The sequence below is a fragment of the Amycolatopsis benzoatilytica AK 16/65 genome, from assembly GCF_000383915.1.
GTDB classification, from domain to species: domain Bacteria; phylum Actinomycetota; class Actinomycetes; order Mycobacteriales; family Pseudonocardiaceae; genus Amycolatopsis; species Amycolatopsis benzoatilytica.
Map to the genome: position 1 here is coordinate 701,103 of NZ_KB912942.1, position 17,966 is coordinate 719,068.

A 17,966-nucleotide genomic window follows, 5' to 3' on the forward strand; every position below is an offset into this window, starting at 1 on the left:
CATGCACATCGAACTTACGGCCGCGCAGCAGGAACTGCGGGCACAGCTGCGCGAGTACTTCGCCGGACTGCTGACCGCAGAGGAGCGCAAGGCGTTGCTGCGCGAACGGCACGGGCCGGTGTACCGCGACGTGGTGCGCCGGATGGGCCGCGACGGGAAGCTCGGCGTCGGCTGGCCGAAGGAATACGGCGGCGGCGGTTTCGGCGAGATCGAGCAGCACCTCTTCGTCGACGAAGCCGCCCGCGCGGACGTCCAGTTGCCGTCGGTGACGCTGCAGACCGTCGGCCCGACGCTGCAGGCGTTCGGCACCGAGGAGCAGAAAGCGCGCTTCCTGCCGAGGATCCTGGCCGGGGAAGTGCACTTCGCGATCGGCTACACCGAACCGGAAGCGGGCACCGACCTCGCCTCGCTGCGCACCCGCGCGGTGCGCGACGGCGACCATTACGTGGTCAACGGCCAGAAGATCTTCACCACCGGCGGGCACGACGCGGACTACGTCTGGCTCGCCGTGCGCACCGACCCGGACGCGCCGAAGCACAAGGGCATCTCGATCCTCATCGTGGACACCCGCGATCCCGGTTATTCGTGGACGCCGATCATCACCTGCGACGGCGCGCACCACGTCAACGCGACGTTCTACGAGGACGTCCGAGTGCCGGCGAACATGCTGGTGGGCGAGGAAAACCGCGGCTGGCGGCTGATCACCACGCAGCTCAACCACGAGCGCGTGATGCTCGGCCCGGCCGGGCGCATCGGCGGCCTGCACGACCGCGTCTGGGCCTGGGCGGCCGCGCGCCGCACACCGGACGGGACGCCGTTGCTCGACCTCCCGGACGTGCGTGCGGTGCTGGCCGAGACGTTCGCCGTCGCGCGGGTCAACGAGCTGCTGAACTGGCAGGTCGCGGCCGCGGCGGCGGACGGCTCGGTGGAGATCGCGGACGCGTCGGCGACGAAGGTGTTCGCCTCCGAACGCATCCAGCGGATCGCCCGGCTGCTGGAGGAACTGGTCGGCCGGCACGGAGACCTCGCCGACCCGGACACCGCCGAGCTCGCCGAATGGCTCGACGTGCTGGCCAAACGGAACCTGGTGCTGACCTTCGGCGGCGGCGTCAGCGAGATCCAGCGCGAACTGATCGCCTCCGCCGGACTGAACCTGCCGAGGGTGCCGCGATGACGATCGAGGAAGCCGCCGCGAAAATCGCCGCACGGGGCGCGAGCTCGCCGAGGCTCGCGCGCGACCCGGTGAACCAGGCGATGGTCAACAACTGGGTCGAGGCGATCGGCGACGCCAACCTGGTCTACACCGATCCGGAGTTCGCCGAGACGAGCGTCCACAAGGGACTCGTCGCGCCGCCGGCGATGGCGCAGGTGTGGACGATGCCCGGGCTGCACGGGGTGCGCGGGGACGACGATCCGCTCGGCGCGATCCTCAAGGTGCTGGACGAAGCCGGGTTCACCTCCATCGTGGCCACGAACTCCGAGCAGACCTACCACCGCTACTTGCGGCCGGGCGAACAGGTTTCGACCACGAACGTCCTGGAGGACGTCACCGGCCCGAAAAGGACCGGCCTCGGCGAAGGCTGGTTCGTCACCACCCGCACGAACTGGTACGTGGACGGGGAACTGGTGGCGGACATGGTGTTCCGCGTGCTCAAGTTCCGCCCGCGCGAACCCGAGCCGCCGCCTTCGCCGGTGCTGCGGCCGGTGATCAGCCACGACACCGCGTTCTTCTGGGAAGGCTTGAAGGAAGGCGAGCTGCGGATCCAGCGGTGGGGCGAGGTGCTGCGGCATCCGCCCGGCCCGATGCCGCCGGACGGTTCGCTGGACACGGTGCCGGACTACGTCGTGGCCAGCGGACGGGGAACGGTCTACAGCTTCGTCGTGCACCACCACCCGGCGGTACCGGGCAAGCGGCTGCCGTTCGTGGTCGCGTTGGTGGAACTGGAAGAGGGCGTCCGGGTGATGGCCGAACTGCTCGACGCGGACCCAGCCGAGGTCCGTGTCGGCCTCCCGGTGACGGCCGCGTTCGTCCGGGTCGACGACGAGCTGACCCTGCCCGCTTGGAAGGTGGCGCGATGACCGTCGCAGTCGGGACCGAACTGCCGCCGCTGGTGATCGAGGCGACGCCGACGTTCGTGATCAGCACCGCGCTGGCCACCCGGGACTTCCAGGACGTGCACCACGACCGGGACGCCGCGCTCGCCCGCGGGTCGAAGGACATCTTTCTCAACATCCTCACCGACACCGGTCTCGTGCAACGGTATGTGAGCGACTGGGCGGGTCCGCAGGCGTTCATCCGCTCGATCAAGATCCGGCTCGGGGTGCCGTGCTACGCCGGCGACACGCTCACCTTCTCCGGCAAGGTGACGGCCCGCGACGGCGCGGAAATCGAGCTGGAGGTGTCCGCCGTGGACAGTCTGGGCGCGCACGTCACCGGCACGGTTTCGCTGACACTGCCGGAGGAGGACGCATGACGTTCACCGGAACCACCGCGATCGCCGGGATCGGCGCGACCGAGTTCTCCAAGGACTCCGGCCGCAGCGAACTGCGGCTGGCCTCGGAATGCGTCAGCCACGCGCTGGCCGATGCCGGCCTGAAACCGTCCGATGTGGACGGGATGGTGTCGTTCACCATGGACGGCAACGCGGAGATCGCGCTCGCCCGCGAACTGGGCATCCCGGAGCTGACGTTCTTCAGCCGGGTGCACTACGGCGGCGGGGCGGCCGCGGCGACGGTGCAGCAGGCGGCGATGGCGGTCGCCACCGGGATCGCGGATGTCGTGGTCGCGTACCGGGCGTTCAACGAACGGTCCGGGATGCGGTTCGGCCGGGTGTCCTCGGCGGCCGCGCAGCAGGTCAATTCGTCCGGAGTGGACAATGCGTTCCACTATCCGATGGGCATCGCCACCCCGGCCGCGACGGTGGCCATGGTCGCGCGCCGGTACCTGCACGAATATGGTGCCAGCAGTGCGGATTTCGGCAAGATCGCGGTGATCGACCGAGCCCATGCGGCGACCAACCCGAAGGCCTGGTTCCATGGTCGGCCGATCACGCTGGAAGAGCATCAGGCTTCCCGGTGGGTCGCGGAACCGTTGCACCTGCTGGACTGTTGCCAAGAGAGCGATGGCGGGGTGGCGCTGGTCATCACCAGCCTGGAACGCGCACGCGACCTCCGGCAGGCGCCGGTGGTGGTCGCTGCCGCGGCGCAGGGGAGCGGACCGGACCAGTACGTGATGACCAGCTACTACCGCGACGACCTGGCCGCGCTGCCGGAGATGGGCGTGGTCGGGCGGCAGCTGTGGGCACAGTCCGGAATCGGGCCGTCCGATGTGGACGTCGCGGTGCTGTATGACCACTTCACGCCGTATGTGTTGATGCAGCTGGAGGAACTGGGGTTCTGCGGCCGAGGGGAGGCTAAGGACTTCATCGCCGGGGACACGTTGACGATCGGCGGGAAGCTCCCGCTGAACCCGCACGGCGGCCAGCTCGGCGAGGCCTACATCCACGGCATGAACGGCATCGCGGAGGCAGTCCGGCAGCTGCGAGGGACGGCCGCGAACCAGGTCGGCGGTGCCGGCACCGCGGTGGTGACGGCCGGAACCGGCGTGCCGACGAGCGGTTTGGTGCTGACGGGCGTTCGGTGAGAGGTGCGAGCGGCTTGGTGCTGGGCCGTAGTCCGTGAGGGGCCCCTTGCCGGAATCTAAGTCCCTCAGGGGGCCCTTCACGGCACAACCGTCGACCGAGTCACCGCAGGGTCGCCGCAGGCCCGCCGCAGGGCCGTGACGGAGTACCGGAGCGCCGCTACCCCCGGCAGGATCACCGCTTGTCAGCCCGCGCATAACCCTTGTGGGTCAACGCGGATCACCTTATTGCTGGCTGGTGTCCCACCGCGAGCGCGTGTCACGGTAGTGAGGACCGAGTGACGCAGCGTGTCCGAGAAGAGGTGCGACCGTGTCCGCCACTGCCGTCCCCTGCTGCCCGCGGTGAGCGTGCCGCTGGCGTGGCTGCTCACCGCGCTGTTCGCGTTGCTGGCGCTGCCGTGCGTGTTCCGGCTGGTGAAACTCGACTACGTCCGCCTCGGTGACCGGGTGCGCAACGGCGATCTCGCCGAACTTCTGCTGGTCGTCGCGATGGTGGCGATGCTGTCGCCGGTCGGCGGGCCGATTCCGGCGGCGGGCTGGCAGGCGGTGCTGGTGCTCACCGCGGGCTGGTTCGGCTACGCGGCCTGGCGCGATCGGTCCCACGGCTGCGCTCACCATGCGCTGTCCGCGGCCGCGATGCTGTACATGGTCACCGCGATGCCACACGGCGGCATGGTGCACGGTCCGTGGCTCACGATGTCCACAATGGACGCTCGGCTGGCCTGGCCGGCGGTCGGCCTGGCCGCGGTGGCGTACTTCGCGGTGGACGCGGTCCGCTCCGGCGTGGCGGCGACGCGACTGCGCGGCATCGCCGTCGTCCCCGGCCACCTGTCGCGGACCTGGTGCCGGGCCGCGATGGGCGTGGGGATGGGCTGGATGCTGCTTGCTGCGGTGTAGCGGGTTCACCTGAGGTGCTGCACTTCGCCGTCCGGTGGCACTTCGGCCAGGTTCGGCAGCGCGTCGGCGGGATGCGCGGCGACCCATTCGCGGGTGGCGGCGACGTCGCGCCCCAGCGCGTCGATCAGCTCCTGCGACGACTCGTACGCCTCCTGGCTGCGCAGGTGCTTGCCGAGCCACACGGTCAGCCGCTCGCCGTACAGGTCGCCCTCGAAATCGAGCAGGAACGCCTCGACCAGCCTGTAGCCGTCCGCCCCGTAGTAGGTCGGGCGGCGGCCGACGGACACCGCGGAAGCCACTCGGATGCCGTCCGCCCGTTCCGCCCAGCCGGCCCACACCCCGTCGCCCAGCTCGCCGCGCTGATCGCGCAGCGCGATGTTCGCGGTGGGGAAACCCAGTTCCCGGCCGCGCTTGTCGCCGGGCTCGACCGGGCCGCGCACCACAAAGTAGGTGCCGTCTTGCTCGTCCGCCATGGGACAACCGTATAACGGGTCAGCGGGGCACGAGCACTGTGTCGGCGAGCACAGGAGCGTCGTCTCGCTCCGGTGCGGTGGTGGTGACCAGCAAACGGCCGGTTTCCTGCCAGATCCGCACCCGCAGTCGCTCGCCGGGGAACACCACTCCGGCGAACTTCGTCCCGAATGCCGAGACGCGGTCCGGATCGCCGTCCAGGTACGCGTCCACCACGGCCTTCGCGACCACGCCGTAGGTGCACAGCCCGTGCAGGATCGGCCGGTCGAAGCCGGCGGCCTTGGCGAACGCGGGGTCGGCGTGCAGCGGGTTGCGGTCGCCGCAGAGCCGGTACAACAGGGCCTGCTGGGGCAGCGTCGGCACCTCGAGCACCGTGTCCGGTTCGCGGTCGGGCCACTCGATCCGGTCCGACGGACCGCGTTCGCCGCCGAAGCCGCCTTCGCCCCTGGCGAAGATGCTGGACCGGGCCGTCCACAGCGCAGCGCCCGACTCGTCGACGACCTCCGTCTGCTGCACCAGCACCGCGGCCTTGCCCTTGTCGAACACGTCGACGATCCGGGTGCGCGCGAGGCCCTTGCCCTCGACCGGGATCGGCCGGTGCAGTTCGATCTCCTGCTTGCCGTGCAGCACCTTCGCCAGGTCGATGTCCACGCCGGGGAAGTCCAGCGCGGGCGGCTCGAAGGTGCGCAGGTTCGCCGCGACGGTCGCGAAAGTCGGCAGCACGCGCAGGTCACGCTCGTAGGTGTAGCGCAGCTCGCGCTCGCTCACCGGGTCCGCGCCCGCTCCGACGCCAAGGTGGTAGAGCAGCACGTCGGACGGCGTCCAGGCGAAACTGACCTCGCCGAGATCGGCGCCGATCGCGACCGCGGGATCGATGGGCACTGGCTCTCCTTCACTCGTAGCTGACCGACACCTCGTCCGTCAACGGCACCGACTGGCAGGCCAGCACGATCCCGTCGGCGATGTCCTCGGCGTCCAGCACCTCGTTGTTCAGCATCTTCACCTCGCCGGACACCAGGCGGCAAGCGCACGCGCTGCACTGGCCTTCGCGGCACGAGTACGGCGCGTCGAAGCCTTCGGCGAGCAGGTGGTCGAGCAGCTTTCGCTGCCGCGGCCAGGTGACTTGGCGGGTCTCGCCGTCCAGGTCGACGGTCAGCTCGGTGGTCTCGCCGGACGCCTCGGGCTCCGGTTCCGGCTGGTCCTCGAACGGATTGCCGGTGAGCGAGTGGAACTTCTCGACGTGCACCCGTTCGCGCGGCACGCCCAGCTCGCGCAGCGCGTCCTGCGCGGCGGCCATGAACGGGGCCGGTCCGCAGAGAAACGATTCGCGCGAACTGTACGGTGCGGCGAGCGCGCGGAGCGCGGCAACGGAAGGCAGTCCCTGCACGCTCTCCAGCCAGTGCACGACGGTCAGCCGATCGCCGAACCGGGCCGCCAGGTCGCGCAGATCGGCAGCGAAGATCACCGACCGCTCGTCCCGGTTGGCGTAGACCAGCACGACTCGCCCGGCTCCCTTTTCCAGTGCGGACTTGAGGATCGACATCACCGGGGTGATCCCGCTGCCGGCGGCGAAAAGCAGGAAGTCCGCGTCCAAAGAGGACGGACAGAACACGCCGGACGGGCGGAGCACGTCGATGCTCGCCCCGGCGCGCAGCTGGTCGCAGACCCAGTTCGAGCCGTACCCGTCCGCCGTGCGCTTCACAGTCACCTGCACCCGGCCCTCGTGCGGTGCGCTCGAGAGCGAGTAGCACCGCGCGACGGAACCCGTTTGGTCGCTGGGAATCCGGAGCGTGAGGAACTGGCCGGGGGAGTAGGCGAACCGGTCCGCGTGCTCGGCCGGAACCGTGAACACGATGGACCGGGCGTCCGCGGTTTCCTCGATCACCTCGGCGACGGTCAGCGTCACGACCTCAGTCATGGCCCACCGCCCCGAAACTCCCGTCGCGCACTGAGCTGTCGATGCTGTCCGACAGCTTGTCGCAGGTGTCCAGCAACGCCGTGGTGCCGCCGGCGGCGGCGTGCGCGGCGAACACCGGGCAGCTGGTCGCGGCGTCGGTGGTCCACTGGATGCTGGTGTGCTTCAAGCTGTTCTTCTTCACCAGCACACAGGTCCCGCAGCTGCGGCAAACGTGCGGCCGCAGCCCGGCGGTGAGGAATTCGGTGACTTCGGCGGTCACACCCCGGCCTCTTCCGATTCGGCCGCGGCTTCCGCCTCCGCCCGCTGGCGTGCCAGGTTCTCCCGCACTTCGGCCGACCACGCCTCGTTCGCCTTCGTGGTGTCCACTTCGAACTCGAAGCGGCGGGTCATGTCCTCGGTGACGTCCGCCGCGTCCACGTAGAACTGCTCGTACCAGCGGCGCAGCTGGTAGACCGGGCCGTCCTCCTCGCACAGCAGCGGGTTGTCGACCTTGGTCTTGTTCTTCCAGATCTCCACGTCCTGCAGGAACCCGACGCCGATTCCCTTCGCCAGCTTCGCGGCGATCTTGTCCGCGTGCTCGTCGGAGATGCCGGGCATCTTCTTCACCATGATGCCCCACTGCAGCACGAACGAGGTCGGCGAGACCGGGTAGTGGCAGTTGATCAGCACGTTCTCGATCTCGAAGCCCTGGAAGGAATTCACCAGCCAGTTGATCATGTAGGACGGCCCGAAGTAGGACGCCTCCGACCGCAGCAGGTTCTCCTCGCCGCCGTAGTTGGACGCCATGCCCATGTCCGGACGGCCCTTGGTGTTGAGGTACTGGGTGGCGATGTGGCCCTCGAACACGTTCTTGAAGTAGGTGGGGAAGGCGTAGTGGATGTAGAAGAAGTGCGCCATGTCCACCACGTTGTCGATGATCTCGCGGCAGTTGGCGTTCTCGATCAGGATCGAGTCCCAGGTCCAGTTGCTCCACTCGTCGCTGAACGCGCCCTCGACACGGGGGATCACCACGTTCTCCGGCGGCGGGTTGCCCTCCGGGTCGTGCCAGACGAACAGCTGCTGGTTCTCCTCCAGCACCTGCCAGGACCGGGTGCGCGCCCGCAGCGGGACGCGTTTGGCGTACGGGATCGACTTGCACTTGCCGGTGCCGCTCCATCGCCAGTCGTGGAACGGGCAGGCGATCTCGTCGCCCTTGACCGAGCCTTGGGTGAGGTCGCCGCCCATGTGCCGGCAGTAGCCGTCGAGCACGTTCAGCTTCCCGGCGGTGTCGGCGAAGACCACGAGCTTGGTGCCGAACGCCTGCACCGCGTGCGGCTTCCCGTCGCGGAAGCTCTCGGCCAGGCCGAGGCAGTGCCAGCCGCGGGCGAACCGCGCGGGCGGCGCGCCCGCGTCGATCGTGCGGATCTCGGATCCCTGCGTTGTGGGCGTCACTGCCTGCCTCCCGTGCCGGTCTGATCTTCGTTGGCCAGCGCCTGTGCCGCAAGGTAGCCGAAAACCATCGCCGGGCCGATAGTCGCGCCGGGCCCGGCGTAGGTCCGGCCCATCACGGCCGCACTGGTGTTGCCCGCCGCGTAGAGGCCGGGCACGACGGTGCCGTCCTCGCGCAGGACCCGGGCGTTCTCGTCGGTGCGCAGCCCGCCCTTGGTGCCGAGGTCGCCGGGGACCACGCGAACGGCGTAGTACGGCGCCTTGACGAGTTCGCCGAGGCTCGGGTTGGGGCGGTTGCGCGGGTCGCCGTAGTAGTGGTCGTAGGCGCTCAGGCCCCGCTGGAAGTCCTCGTCGACGCCGTTGCGGGCGAAGCCGTTGAACCGGGTGACGGTCTGCTCCAGCGCGTCGGCCGGTACGCCGATCTTCTCGGCGAGCCCGGACAGCGTCGCGGACTTCGCCACGATGCCCGCCTGGTACCAGCGTCCGGGCAGCGGCTGCCGCGGCCCGAGGCCGGTGAACAGGTAGCGGTCGCGGTAGCGCTGGTCGAAAACCAGCCATGCGGGCACGTGCTGACCTGGCCCGTCGCCTTCGCCGTACATCGCGTGCACGGCTTCGACGTACGGTGCCGATTCGTTGACGAACCGCGTTCCGCCTTCGTCGACCATCAGGCAGCCCGGCCGGGACCGTTCGGCGAGCGCGAACCACGGGCCGCCGGTGAGCGGGAACGAAGGGCCCCACCACGCGTCGTCCATCAGGTCGGTCGCCGCGCCCAGTTTGAGTCCGGCGTTGATGCCGTCGCCGGTGTTCGCCTCCGCGCCGACGGTCCATTCGGTGCCGATCGGCGCGCGCTGGTACTTGGTGCGCATCTCTTCGTTGTGTTCGAAGCCGCCGCAGGCCAGCACGACGCCGCGGCGGGCGCGGAAGACGGTTTCGGTGTCTCCTCGCCGCGCCACGATGCCGGTCACGACGTCGTTCTCGACGTGCAGGTCCAGCAGCGGCGTGTTCAGCAGAACCTCGACGCCAGCGTCCCGCAGTCCCTTGCGCAACCCGGCCGCGAGCGCTTGCCCCATGGACAGCGGCTGCTGCCCGCGGACCCGCCCGGCCAGCCACCTCATGCCCAGCGACAGCAACCGGCCGAAACCGCGCGGGTGCCGGGCGATCAGGCTGAGCCACCGGTAGTCCGCCTGGGTGATCGGCACGCCTAGCGGCGGCGCGCTGTACGGCGGTTCCAGCTGGGCGAGGTCCGCGCCGAGCAGCTTCCCGTCGAGGGCCTTCGGCTCGACGGACCGGCCGCCGGGCCGCCCGCCGGGCGCTTCCGGGTGGTAGTCGCTGTAGTCGCGGACCCACTGGAACTCGAGCGGCGTGTGCTTCGTGACGAACTCCAGCACTTCGGGGCCGTGGTCGAGGAACGTCGTGCGCAGCTGCTCGGGCACGACGTCGCCGACGATCGATTCCAGGTACTGCTTCGCGCGTTCGGGTGGTTCTTCGATGCCCGCGGCCCGCAGCGCGTGGTTGCCGGGCAGCCAGACGCCGCCGCCGGACCGCGCGGTCGAACCGCCGAAGCAGGCTGCCTTTTCCAGCACCACCACGGAAAGCCCGCGGTGGGCGGCGGCGAGCGCGGCGGTCATTCCGGCGGCGCCGCTGCCGGCCACTACCACGTCGTACTCGTCCGACATGCCACCTCACATGCAACGTGTTATCGGCTGAAGCTGGCCTGCTCGGGGCCACTTCTGTCACCATAGACGAGAACGTGTTTCAGTTCTAGGGTGGCGGACTATGGACGAGCTCGGTGCGGACGTCGTGATCATCGGAGCCGGCGCGGCCGGCGTGTGCGCGGCCATCGAAGCAGCCGACGCGGGCGCCGACGTGCTCCTGGTCGACCGCTTTTCCGGCGGCGGGGCCAGCCGGGTAAGCGGTGGCGTGGTTTACGCCGGAGGCGGCACGCCGCAGCAGCGGGCCGCCGGTGTCTACGACAGCGTGGACGCGATGTACGCCTACCTCCGGGAGGAAACCGGCGACGTCGTGACAGAACGGACCTTGCGGCGGTTCTGTGAGGAAAGCGTCGAGCTGGTCGCGTGGCTGGAGCGGCAAGGCGTGCCCTTCGAGGGCAGTCTCTGCGACTACAAGACGTCGTATCCCAGCAACGCGCACTACCTGTACTACTCCGGCAGCGAGCTGTCCGGCGGCTTCCGCGACGTGGCGAAACCCGCGCCGCGCGGACATCGGGTCAAAGGCCCCGGCACGTCCGGGAAGATGCTGATGAAGCAGCTGCTCGCGACGGCGAGGCGGCGCGGCGTGCGGGTGCTGCCCCAGACGCAAGCGGTCAACCTGATCACCGATGACTCGGGCACGGTGACCGGGGTCGTCACCCGGAGCCTGCGGGACGCGCCTGCGACGGTCCGCGCGCGGCATGCGCGGCTCGCGGACTGGGCGGCGAAGCCGGGCATCTATGTGCCCGCGATGCGGCGGTCGCTGCACCGGCGGGTCGAGCGCTTCGAGCGCAGCCACGCGCGTGAGCTGCGGATTGTCGCGCGGCGAGGCGTCGTGCTGGCGGCTGGCGGGTTCATCGTGAACCGGGCGATGGTGCGGGAGCACGCGCCGCTGTATCGCGGCGGACTCGATCTGGGCACTTCGGCGGACGACGGTTCCGGCATCCGGATGGGCGTCGAGGCCGGCGGGCGGACGGCGGAGCTGGACCGGGTGTCCGCGTGGCGGTTCCTCACGCCGCCGACGGCGTTCCTGGGCGGCCTGCTGGTGGACGTGGACGGCCGCCGGATCATCGACGAATCCCGCTACGGTGCGGCGATCGGCGAGCGGATGATCGCCGAGCACGGCGGACGCGGCTGGCTGCTGGTGGACGAGTCGATCGTCGCCGAGGCGCGCCGGGACGGCCGCAAGCAGGGCCAGTGGTTCGCGACGCTGCAGCTGAGGTACCTCCTCGGCAAGGGCCGGGTGACCGGCGCAACACTGGAGGAGGTGGCCGCGCGCGCTGGTGTCGATCCGGCCGGACTGGCCGCGACCTATGCCGCGTACCAGCGCGGCCCGGACCCGGCGGGCAAGCCTCCGGAGTTCGCGCGGCCGCTGGACACTCCGCCGTATTCGCTGATCGACGTGTCGGTGAAACCCAACCTCGGCTACCCGTGCCCGATGCTCACGCTCGGCGGCCTGGTCGTGGACGAGGACACCGGCGCGGTGGCCGGCGTACCCGGGCTGTACGCCGCCGGGCGTACCGCGGTGGGAATCTGTTCCAGGTCGTATGTGAGCGGCCTTTCGCTGGCCGACTGCGTGTTTTCCGGCCGCCGGGCAGGGCGTAACGGCGCGCGGGGGATCGACCGCGTCGACAAAAACGAGAACGTGTTCTAGTCTTGGTCGTGTCGAGCGAGAGAGGACGGCCGATGAGCGAGCTGGCTGCCGTGATGGCGGGGGTGCGCGACCTGCTCCCCGTGCTGCGGGAACGCGCACAGGAGACCGAGGACGCCCGCCGGATCCCCGCCGAGTCCGTGAAAGCGCTGCAGGAGACCGGGTTTTTCCGCCTGCTGCAACCAAAACCGTACGGCGGCTACGAAGCCGACCCGGTCAGTTTCTACACCGCGGTCAAGCTCATCGCGAGTGCCTGCGGATCCACCGGCTGGGTGGCGTCGATTCTGGGCGTGCACCCGTGGCACGTCGCGTTGTTCGACGCGCAAGCCCAGGCCGACGTGTGGGGCGAGGACCACGACGTGCGGATTTCTTCGTCGTACGCCCCGATGGGCAAGGCCACCGTGGTCGAGGGCGGCTACCGGCTGTCCGGCCGGTGGAGCTTCTCCTCCGGCAGCGACCACTGCACGTGGGTGCTGCTGGGCGGGCCGGCGTTCGCCGACGGCAAGCCGGTGGACTTCTGCACGTATCTGGTGCCGATCTCCGACTACTCCATTGTGGACGTCTGGGACACCGTCGGGCTGCGCGGCACCGGGTCCAACGACATCGTCGTCGAGGACGTCTTCGTGCCGAAGCACCGCGCGCTGAGCTTCATGGCGACGTCGAAGTGCAAGACTCCGGGACAGGAAGTGAACCCGGGACCGCTCTACAAGCTGCCCTACGGTTCCGTGCACCCGAGCACGATCACCGCGCCGATCATCGGAATGGCGCAGGGCGCATACGACGCGCACGTGGAGTACCAAGGCAAGCGGGTGCGCGCCGCATACGCGGGCGAACAGTCCAAAGAGGACCCGTTCGCCAAGATCCGGATCGCCGAGGCGGCCAGCGAGATCGACGCGGCCTGGCTCCAGCTGACGCACAACATCGACGAGCTGTACCAGCTCGCTTGCCAGGGCGAGAAGCTGCCGTTCAGCACCCGCCTGCGGGTGCGCCGCGACCAGGTGCGCGGCACCGAGCGGGCGATCTCCGCGATCGACCGGCTTTTCGAGAACTCCGGCGGCCGCGCGCTGCAACGAGGAACGCCGATCCAGCGGTTCTGGCGCGACGCGCACGCGGGCCGGGTGCACGCGGCGAACGATGCTGAACGCGCGTACGTCATGTACGGCACCGGAGCCTTCGGGCTGCCTGTCGAGAATGCGATGGTGTGATGGCTCCCGAAGGTTCCTATGTCGACGTCGCGGGCGGGCTACGCCTGCACTACCACGAATCCGGCGCGGAGAACGCCGAGACGGTGCTGCTGCTGCACGGCGGCGGCCCGGGTGCTTCGGCGTGGAGCAACTTCGGCCGCAACGTGCCGGTGTTCGGGAAGTCGTACCGGACGCTGGCGATCGACCAGCCCGGGTTCGGCCGATCGGACAAGCCAGCGGAGCATCCGCAGTACTTCCGGCACAGCGCGGACGCGGTCGTCGGGCTGATGGACGCGCTGGGCATCGAGCGTGCGCACCTGGTCGGCAACTCACTGGGCGCGGGCGCGTCGGTACGGCTCGCGCTGAACCACCCGGATCGCGCGGGCCGGCTGGTGCTGATGGGCGCGGGCGGGCTGAGCGTCAACCTGTTCGCCCCGGATCCGACCGAAGGCGTGCGGCTGCTGTCCCGGTTCGCCGGCGACCCGACCCGGGAGCGGATGGAAGCGTTCCTGCGGATCATGGTGCACGACCAGAAACTGGTCACCGACGAGCTGATCGACGAGCGCTTCGAGATCGCTCGCACGCCTGAGTCGCTGGCCGCGATGCGCGCGATGGGCAAGTCCTTCACGATGCCGGACTCGTTCGAGGAAGGCATGTTGTGGCGCGAGGCTTATCGCCTGCGGCAACGGGTCTTGCTCGTCTGGGGCCGGGAGGACCGGGTCAATCCGCTGGACGGCGCGCTGCTCGCGTTGAAGACGATCCCGCGCGCGCAACTGCACGTGTTCGGCGGCTGCGGACACTGGGCGCAGCTGGAGAAGTTCGACGAATTCAACCGGCTCGCCCTCGACTTCCTCGGGAGCGTGTGATGGCGATCAGCTCGCTGGCGTATCTGCGGATCGAAGCGACCGACATGGCGGCCTGGCGCGAGTACGGGCTGAAAGTCCTCGGCATGGTGGAAGGTTCAGGCACCGACCCGAACGCGCTGTACCTGCGGATGGACGACTTCCCGGCCCGGCTGGTGATCGTTCCGGGCGAGCGGGACCGGCTTTCGGTGGCGGGCTGGGAGGCCGCGAACGCCGCCGAGCTGGCCGACATCCGCGCCCGGCTCGACGCCGCTTCGGTGCCGTACAAGGAAGGGACGCCGGAAGAACTGGCGGACCGGCGCGTGACGGAAATGGTGCGCTTCGCCGATCCGTCCGGCAACACGCTGGAAGTCTTCCACGGGGTGGCGCTGCAGCACCGGCGCGTCGTAAGCCCGTACGGCCACCGGTTCGTGACCGGCGAACAGGGCTTGGGACACGTCGTTTTGTCGACCCACGACGACGCCGCCGCGCTCGCGTTCTACCGCGACGTACTGGGCTTCCGCCTGCGCGACTCGATGCGGATGCCGCCGCAGATGGTCGGCCGCCCAGCCGACGGCGAACCGGCGTGGCTGCGGTTCTTCGGCTGCAACCCGCGGCATCACAGCCTCGCATTCCTGCCTATGCCGACCCCGAGCGGGATCGTGCACCTGATGGTGGAGGTCGAGGAGACCGACGACGTCGGCTTGTGCCTGGACCGGGCGAAACGCCGCAACGTGCCGATGTCGGCGACGCTGGGCCGGCACGTGAACGACCTGATGCTGTCGTTCTACATGAAGACCCCCGGCGGCTTCGACGTCGAGTTCGGCTGCGAGGGCCGCCAGGTCGACGACCAAGCCTGGATCGCCCGCGAAAGCACCGCGGTCTCGTTATGGGGCCACGACTTCTCGGTCGGAGCACGATGACCGCGGCGGTGCCGGACCGGGAAGCGGCCCCGGCACGGTTCCGCGAAGTGCTCGGCCACTTCTGCACCGGCGTGACCGTGGTGACCGGCATCGCGGCGGACGGCACCGGCGCACCGGTCGGATTCGCCTGCCAGTCCTTCGCCGCGCTGTCGCTCGACCCGCCGCTGGTGCTGTTCTGCGTCGCCCGGACTTCGCGGACCTGGCCGGCCCTGGCCGCGGCGGGAACGTTCGCGGTCAACGTACTCGCCGAAGACCAGCAGGCGGTCAGCGCGGAGTTCGGCCGCCGCGGCGGCGACAAGTTCTCGGCCGTCTCCTGGCAGCCCGCCCCCTCCGGCGCGCCGCTCCTGGACGGGGCCCTGACCTGGGTCGACTGCGAGGTGCAGGCAGTCCACCCGGCCGGAGACCACTACGTGGTGATCGGCCGGGTAACCGCGCTGGGCGACACTTCCGAAGCCCGACCACTGCTGTTTCACCGCGGCCGATACACCGTCACCGAACCCGTGCCGGACGCGCTCGCCGCGCTGATGCCCTGGCCCCGGCCAGACGACTGGCTCTGACCGCCTCGAGAGCGGCCGCGCCGGGGACAACCCGTACGCCGTACCCGAGCCAGCCGGCCACCCGCTCACTTCCAGCGGAAGTGCACGAACACCCGGCCGAAATTGTCCTTGTCCTTCTCCACCCGGTGATACAGCGCCTTCACATCCTTGCGCTCCAAGAACCGCAGCACGTGCTTCTTCAACTGCCCGGACCCCTTACCCGGAATGATCTCGACAAGCGGCGCCTTCTTCGCCACCGCCTCATCGATGATCGCGCGCAGCGCCCGGTCGATCTCCCCGCCGCGGTTGTAGATGTCGTGAAGATCAAGCTTGAGCTTCATGCCTAATAATAGCTGTGTTGGATGGCGCCGACTTCGTCGGCGCGTGCGGGATCTGTGTTGGATTGCGCCGACTTCGTCGGCGCGTGCGGGATCGCCTTCAAGTCGGCGTCTGACGGAGCGGTGCACCCGGCCCGGGGGCCGTGCGCACCGCTCCGTCAGACGCCGACGCGATCCCGCGGGTGGGTCCAGTGGGGGGTGGGGGCTCGGAGGGGGAGGGGTGGGGTGGGGGGTGTGGGAGAGGTGTGTGTGTATGTGGGTTAGGGGTGGGTTTTCCACCAGCCGTCTGGGGCTGGCGGGATCGCGGCTTCGAATCGTTGGCCTGGTTGCGGAATCGCCAACGGGAGATCGTTTGCCTTCGCTTCCCGCCAAACCCGGTCCGCGGGTTCGGACCAGGCATGCGTCGAAAGCATGAACGTCGCCCAGTGCACCGGCACCAGCAATCCGCCGCGCACGTCCAGATGCGCGGCGACGCCTTCTTCCGGCGTCATGTGGATGTCCGGCCAATGCGACGCGTACGCGCCGATTTGGATCAGCGACGCGTCGAACGGGCCGTATCGCTCGCCGATTTCCGCGAAACCGGCGAAATAACCGGTGTCTCCGCTGTAGAAGACCCGGTGCGAGGGCCCGAGAACAACCCAGGATGCCCACAGCGTGCTGTCGTTCGCCAGGCCACGGCCGGAGAAATGCTGCGCCGGCGTCGCCACGAACCGGATTCCGGCGACCGTCGCGTCCTCGTGCCAATCGAGTTCGACGATCCGCGCGGCCGGGACCTGCCACCGTTCCAGATGCGCGCCGACACCCAACGGGACGAGGAAAGGCGCATCGGTCAGCGAAATCAGCGCTTGGACGGTGGGCAGATCCAGGTGGTCGTAATGGTCGTGCGAGATCACGATCGCGTCCACCCGGCCGACACCGCGCAGCGGAACCGGCGGCGCGTGCAGCCGGCGCGGCCCGGCGAAGGACGCGGGCGAAACCCGGTCGCTCCACACCGGATCGCACAGCACGCGGACGCCGTCGATCTCTATCAGCGTCGACGCGTGCCCGTACCAGGTAAGGAAAAGCCCGTCCGCCGACTCGACAGCGGGCGACGCGACGAGCGGAACCGCGCCGACCGGCTTGCGCCGGTCCCGGTCCTCGCCGAACAGGTATTCGCGCACCAGCCTGCCCGGCGAAGAGGGGGTCGAGCGAGTAGGAACGGCATTGTGAAACACGCCGTCCGCGAACTGCGGGGACCGGCGCATCCGCTCGGCACGCGCTCCGGCGGCCTTCGCACCGAAGGCCGCCGGAGTCCACGCTGTGCTGGTCATGCCACCGAGTCTACGAAGCGTTCCTGAGAGGAGCCCCAGCTTCGCGCAGGTGCCGCAGCGTCTGCCGGTAGGACGACACCAGCCCGGTGCGCAGGTAGGGCACGCCGATCTCGGCGCAATACGCCTCGACGACCGGCTGGGCCCGGCGCAGATTCACCGACGGCATGCTCGGGAACAGGTGATGCTCGATCTGGTGGTTCAGCCCGCCCAGCAGGACGTCGAGCACCGGGCCGCCGTCGACGTTGCGCGAGGTGAGCACCTGCTTGCGCAGGAAGTCCAGTTCCGGCTTGCCGGTCAGGGTCGGCATGCCCTTGTGGTTCGGCGCGAAAATCGATCCCATGTAGACGCCCCACAGTCCTTGGTGGACGGCGAAGAACGCCAGCGCCAGACCGGGCGGAAGGACAACGCACAGGGCACCGAGGTAGAGCGCGAAGTGGGCGCACAGCAGAGCCGCTTCCAGGCCCCGGCGGCGCAGCCCAGGACGAGCGACAGCGCGGATGCCCGACCAGTGCAGATTGAGCCCTTCGAGGGTGAGCAGCGGGAAGAACAGCACTGCCTGGTGCCGCCCGACGAACCGGGGCAGGCCACGCGCTTCGCGGGCCTGGCGCTGGGACCAGACGATGATGTCCGGGTCGACGTCCGGGTCCAGTTCCTCGTGGTTCGGATTCGCGTGGTGGCGGGTGTGCTTGTCCATCCACCAGCCGTAGCTCATGCCGATGCCGAGGTTCCCGGCCAGCCGCCCGGCGATCTCGGCCGGCCGGCGCCTGCGGAACGTCTGCCGGTGCGCCAGGTCGTGCGACAGCAGGGCGATCTGGCCGAAAAGGAACGCCTGGAAGACGGCTACCGCGAGCTGCCACCACGAATCGCCGAGCAGCGCGAACGCGACCCATCCGCCGGCGAACAACGCGGTCACCAGCGCGATCCGCACCGCGTAGTAGCCGGGGCGGCGGTCCAGCAGGCCGGCGTCGGCGATCCGGCGCGACAGCCGGGAGAAGTCGCTGCCCGGCCGGGGCGGCGCGTCGAGGACGAGCTTTTCGGTGGTCACTCCGGCGAGTCTGGCGGTCCACGGGCCGGGCCGGAAACCGGGAGCCCCGACTGTCGATGCGGGGGCTGGCCCCA

At 69.6% G+C, this 17,966-nt stretch carries 19 protein-coding genes; 10 read left to right on the top strand and 9 right to left on the bottom strand.

Annotated features, from left to right (window positions below):
• Window position 1: 1 nt before the first annotated feature.
• The 5 genes from AMYBE_RS0103270 (at window position 2) to AMYBE_RS0103290 (ending at window position 4,537) form a co-directional block, all read left to right on the top strand.
• Window positions 2-1,174: an acyl-CoA dehydrogenase family protein gene (locus tag AMYBE_RS0103270; protein WP_027927333.1), complete on the top strand. Its 1,173-nt coding sequence runs from the start codon at window positions 2-4 to the stop codon at window positions 1,172-1,174.
• Window positions 1,171-2,079 (top strand): bifunctional MaoC family dehydratase N-terminal/OB-fold nucleic acid binding domain-containing protein, encoded by a 909-nt coding sequence (locus AMYBE_RS0103275; protein WP_020657908.1) that lies wholly within the window; start codon window positions 1,171-1,173, stop codon window positions 2,077-2,079. The genes AMYBE_RS0103270 and AMYBE_RS0103275 overlap by 4 nt, the downstream gene beginning before the upstream one ends.
• Window positions 2,076-2,474, top strand: coding sequence for a MaoC family dehydratase (locus tag AMYBE_RS0103280; protein WP_020657909.1), 399 nt, complete (start codon window positions 2,076-2,078; stop codon window positions 2,472-2,474). Before AMYBE_RS0103275 ends, AMYBE_RS0103280 begins: the two co-directional genes overlap by 4 nt.
• Complete coding sequence (locus tag AMYBE_RS0103285) at window positions 2,471-3,643, top strand: lipid-transfer protein (protein WP_020657910.1); 1,173 nt, start codon at window positions 2,471-2,473, stop codon at window positions 3,641-3,643. The genes AMYBE_RS0103280 and AMYBE_RS0103285 overlap by 4 nt, the downstream gene beginning before the upstream one ends.
• Before the next feature lie 345 nt (window positions 3,644-3,988).
• Window positions 3,989-4,537, top strand: coding sequence for a DUF5134 domain-containing protein (locus AMYBE_RS0103290; RefSeq protein ID WP_084470338.1), 549 nt, complete (start codon window positions 3,989-3,991; stop codon window positions 4,535-4,537).
• Between the two features lie 5 nt (window positions 4,538-4,542).
• Here AMYBE_RS0103290 and AMYBE_RS0103295 read toward each other — a convergent pair whose 3' ends face one another.
• From AMYBE_RS0103295 to kstD, 6 genes are read right to left on the bottom strand one after another with little or no spacing between them, the layout of a single operon-like run.
• The gene (locus AMYBE_RS0103295) at window positions 4,543-5,010 is read right to left on the bottom strand and encodes a riboflavin kinase (protein ID WP_020657912.1); all 468 of its coding nucleotides are present in this window, start codon (window positions 5,008-5,010) and stop codon (window positions 4,543-4,545) included.
• A gap of 19 nt (window positions 5,011-5,029) precedes the next feature.
• On the bottom strand, window positions 5,030-5,890 hold the full coding sequence (locus AMYBE_RS0103300) for a MaoC/PaaZ C-terminal domain-containing protein (RefSeq protein ID WP_020657913.1): 861 nt from the start codon (window positions 5,888-5,890) through the stop codon (window positions 5,030-5,032).
• A 10-nt stretch (window positions 5,891-5,900) separates the two neighbouring features.
• Complete coding sequence (locus tag AMYBE_RS0103305; protein WP_020657914.1) at window positions 5,901-6,926, bottom strand: ferredoxin--NADP reductase; 1,026 nt, start codon at window positions 6,924-6,926, stop codon at window positions 5,901-5,903.
• The gene (locus AMYBE_RS0103310) at window positions 6,919-7,185 is read right to left on the bottom strand and encodes a hypothetical protein (RefSeq protein WP_020657915.1); all 267 of its coding nucleotides are present in this window, start codon (window positions 7,183-7,185) and stop codon (window positions 6,919-6,921) included. The genes AMYBE_RS0103305 and AMYBE_RS0103310 overlap by 8 nt, the downstream gene beginning before the upstream one ends.
• Complete coding sequence (locus AMYBE_RS0103315; RefSeq protein ID WP_020657916.1) at window positions 7,182-8,357, bottom strand: 3-ketosteroid-9-alpha-monooxygenase, oxygenase component; 1,176 nt, start codon at window positions 8,355-8,357, stop codon at window positions 7,182-7,184. The genes AMYBE_RS0103310 and AMYBE_RS0103315 overlap by 4 nt, the downstream gene beginning before the upstream one ends.
• Window positions 8,354-10,030, bottom strand: a complete 1,677-nt coding sequence (gene kstD / locus AMYBE_RS0103320) for a 3-oxosteroid 1-dehydrogenase (protein WP_020657917.1) — start codon at window positions 10,028-10,030, stop codon at window positions 8,354-8,356. Before kstD ends, AMYBE_RS0103315 begins: the two co-directional genes overlap by 4 nt.
• Window positions 10,031-10,130: 100 nt before the next feature.
• On the opposite strand from kstD, the gene AMYBE_RS0103325 reads away from it, so the two are divergent.
• Genes AMYBE_RS0103325 through hsaB form a run of 5 tightly spaced genes read left to right on the top strand, consistent with a single transcriptional unit; the run spans window position 10,131 to window position 15,220 of the window.
• Window positions 10,131-11,717 (top strand): FAD-binding protein, encoded by a 1,587-nt coding sequence (locus AMYBE_RS0103325; RefSeq protein WP_020657918.1) that lies wholly within the window; start codon window positions 10,131-10,133, stop codon window positions 11,715-11,717.
• Window positions 11,718-11,749: 32 nt separating this feature from the next.
• Window positions 11,750-12,919, top strand: a complete 1,170-nt coding sequence (hsaA, locus tag AMYBE_RS0103330) for a 3-hydroxy-9,10-secoandrosta-1,3,5(10)-triene-9,17-dione monooxygenase oxygenase subunit (RefSeq protein WP_020657919.1) — start codon at window positions 11,750-11,752, stop codon at window positions 12,917-12,919.
• Window positions 12,919-13,764: a 4,5:9,10-diseco-3-hydroxy-5,9,17-trioxoandrosta-1(10),2-diene-4-oate hydrolase gene (gene hsaD, locus AMYBE_RS0103335; RefSeq protein WP_020657920.1), complete on the top strand. Its 846-nt coding sequence runs from the start codon at window positions 12,919-12,921 to the stop codon at window positions 13,762-13,764. The genes hsaA and hsaD overlap by 1 nt, the downstream gene beginning before the upstream one ends.
• Window positions 13,764-14,663: an iron-dependent extradiol dioxygenase HsaC gene (hsaC, locus tag AMYBE_RS0103340; protein WP_020657921.1), complete on the top strand. Its 900-nt coding sequence runs from the start codon at window positions 13,764-13,766 to the stop codon at window positions 14,661-14,663. Before hsaD ends, hsaC begins: the two co-directional genes overlap by 1 nt.
• The gene (hsaB, locus tag AMYBE_RS0103345; RefSeq protein WP_020657922.1) at window positions 14,660-15,220 is read left to right on the top strand and encodes a 3-hydroxy-9,10-secoandrosta-1,3,5(10)-triene-9,17-dione monooxygenase reductase subunit; all 561 of its coding nucleotides are present in this window, start codon (window positions 14,660-14,662) and stop codon (window positions 15,218-15,220) included. Before hsaC ends, hsaB begins: the two co-directional genes overlap by 4 nt.
• A gap of 65 nt (window positions 15,221-15,285) precedes the next feature.
• On the opposite strand, the gene AMYBE_RS0103350 is transcribed toward hsaB, so the two are convergent.
• From AMYBE_RS0103350 to AMYBE_RS0103360, 3 genes are all read right to left on the bottom strand, one after another.
• Window positions 15,286-15,540 carry a Smr/MutS family protein gene (locus AMYBE_RS0103350; RefSeq protein ID WP_003092780.1) on the bottom strand — a complete coding sequence of 85 codons (255 nt, stop codon included), beginning with the start codon at window positions 15,538-15,540 and terminating at the stop codon, window positions 15,286-15,288.
• A 257-nt stretch (window positions 15,541-15,797) separates the two neighbouring features.
• Window positions 15,798-16,847, bottom strand: coding sequence for an MBL fold metallo-hydrolase (locus tag AMYBE_RS0103355; RefSeq protein WP_020657923.1), 1,050 nt, complete (start codon window positions 16,845-16,847; stop codon window positions 15,798-15,800).
• A 10-nt stretch (window positions 16,848-16,857) separates the two neighbouring features.
• The gene (locus AMYBE_RS0103360; RefSeq protein WP_020657924.1) at window positions 16,858-17,892 is read right to left on the bottom strand and encodes a fatty acid desaturase family protein; all 1,035 of its coding nucleotides are present in this window, start codon (window positions 17,890-17,892) and stop codon (window positions 16,858-16,860) included.
• Between the last annotated feature and the right edge of the window lie 74 nt (window positions 17,893-17,966).

What these genes read in the sequence shown, in the direction of transcription:
- AMYBE_RS0103270 (WP_027927333.1), top strand. Translation starts at nt 2, where the DNA reads ATGCACATCGAACTTACGGCCGCGCAGCAGGAACTGCGGGCACAGCTG.
- AMYBE_RS0103275 (WP_020657908.1), top strand. Translation starts at nt 1,171, where the DNA reads ATGACGATCGAGGAAGCCGCCGCGAAAATCGCCGCACGGGGCGCGAGC.
- AMYBE_RS0103280 (WP_020657909.1), top strand. Translation starts at nt 2,076, where the DNA reads ATGACCGTCGCAGTCGGGACCGAACTGCCGCCGCTGGTGATCGAGGCG.
- AMYBE_RS0103285 (WP_020657910.1), top strand. Translation starts at nt 2,471, where the DNA reads ATGACGTTCACCGGAACCACCGCGATCGCCGGGATCGGCGCGACCGAG.
- AMYBE_RS0103295 (WP_020657912.1), bottom strand. Translation starts at nt 5,010, where the DNA reads ATGGCGGACGAGCAAGACGGCACCTACTTTGTGGTGCGCGGCCCGGTC.
- AMYBE_RS0103305 (WP_020657914.1), bottom strand. Translation starts at nt 6,926, where the DNA reads ATGACTGAGGTCGTGACGCTGACCGTCGCCGAGGTGATCGAGGAAACC.
- kstD (WP_020657917.1), bottom strand. Translation starts at nt 10,030, where the DNA reads ATGTCGGACGAGTACGACGTGGTAGTGGCCGGCAGCGGCGCCGCCGGA.
- AMYBE_RS0103325 (WP_020657918.1), top strand. Translation starts at nt 10,131, where the DNA reads ATGGACGAGCTCGGTGCGGACGTCGTGATCATCGGAGCCGGCGCGGCC.
- hsaA (WP_020657919.1), top strand. Translation starts at nt 11,750, where the DNA reads ATGAGCGAGCTGGCTGCCGTGATGGCGGGGGTGCGCGACCTGCTCCCC.
- hsaD (WP_020657920.1), top strand. Translation starts at nt 12,919, where the DNA reads ATGGCTCCCGAAGGTTCCTATGTCGACGTCGCGGGCGGGCTACGCCTG.
- hsaC (WP_020657921.1), top strand. Translation starts at nt 13,764, where the DNA reads ATGGCGATCAGCTCGCTGGCGTATCTGCGGATCGAAGCGACCGACATG.
- hsaB (WP_020657922.1), top strand. Translation starts at nt 14,660, where the DNA reads ATGACCGCGGCGGTGCCGGACCGGGAAGCGGCCCCGGCACGGTTCCGC.
- AMYBE_RS0103350 (WP_003092780.1), bottom strand. Translation starts at nt 15,540, where the DNA reads ATGAAGCTCAAGCTTGATCTTCACGACATCTACAACCGCGGCGGGGAG.
- AMYBE_RS0103355 (WP_020657923.1), bottom strand. Translation starts at nt 16,847, where the DNA reads ATGACCAGCACAGCGTGGACTCCGGCGGCCTTCGGTGCGAAGGCCGCC.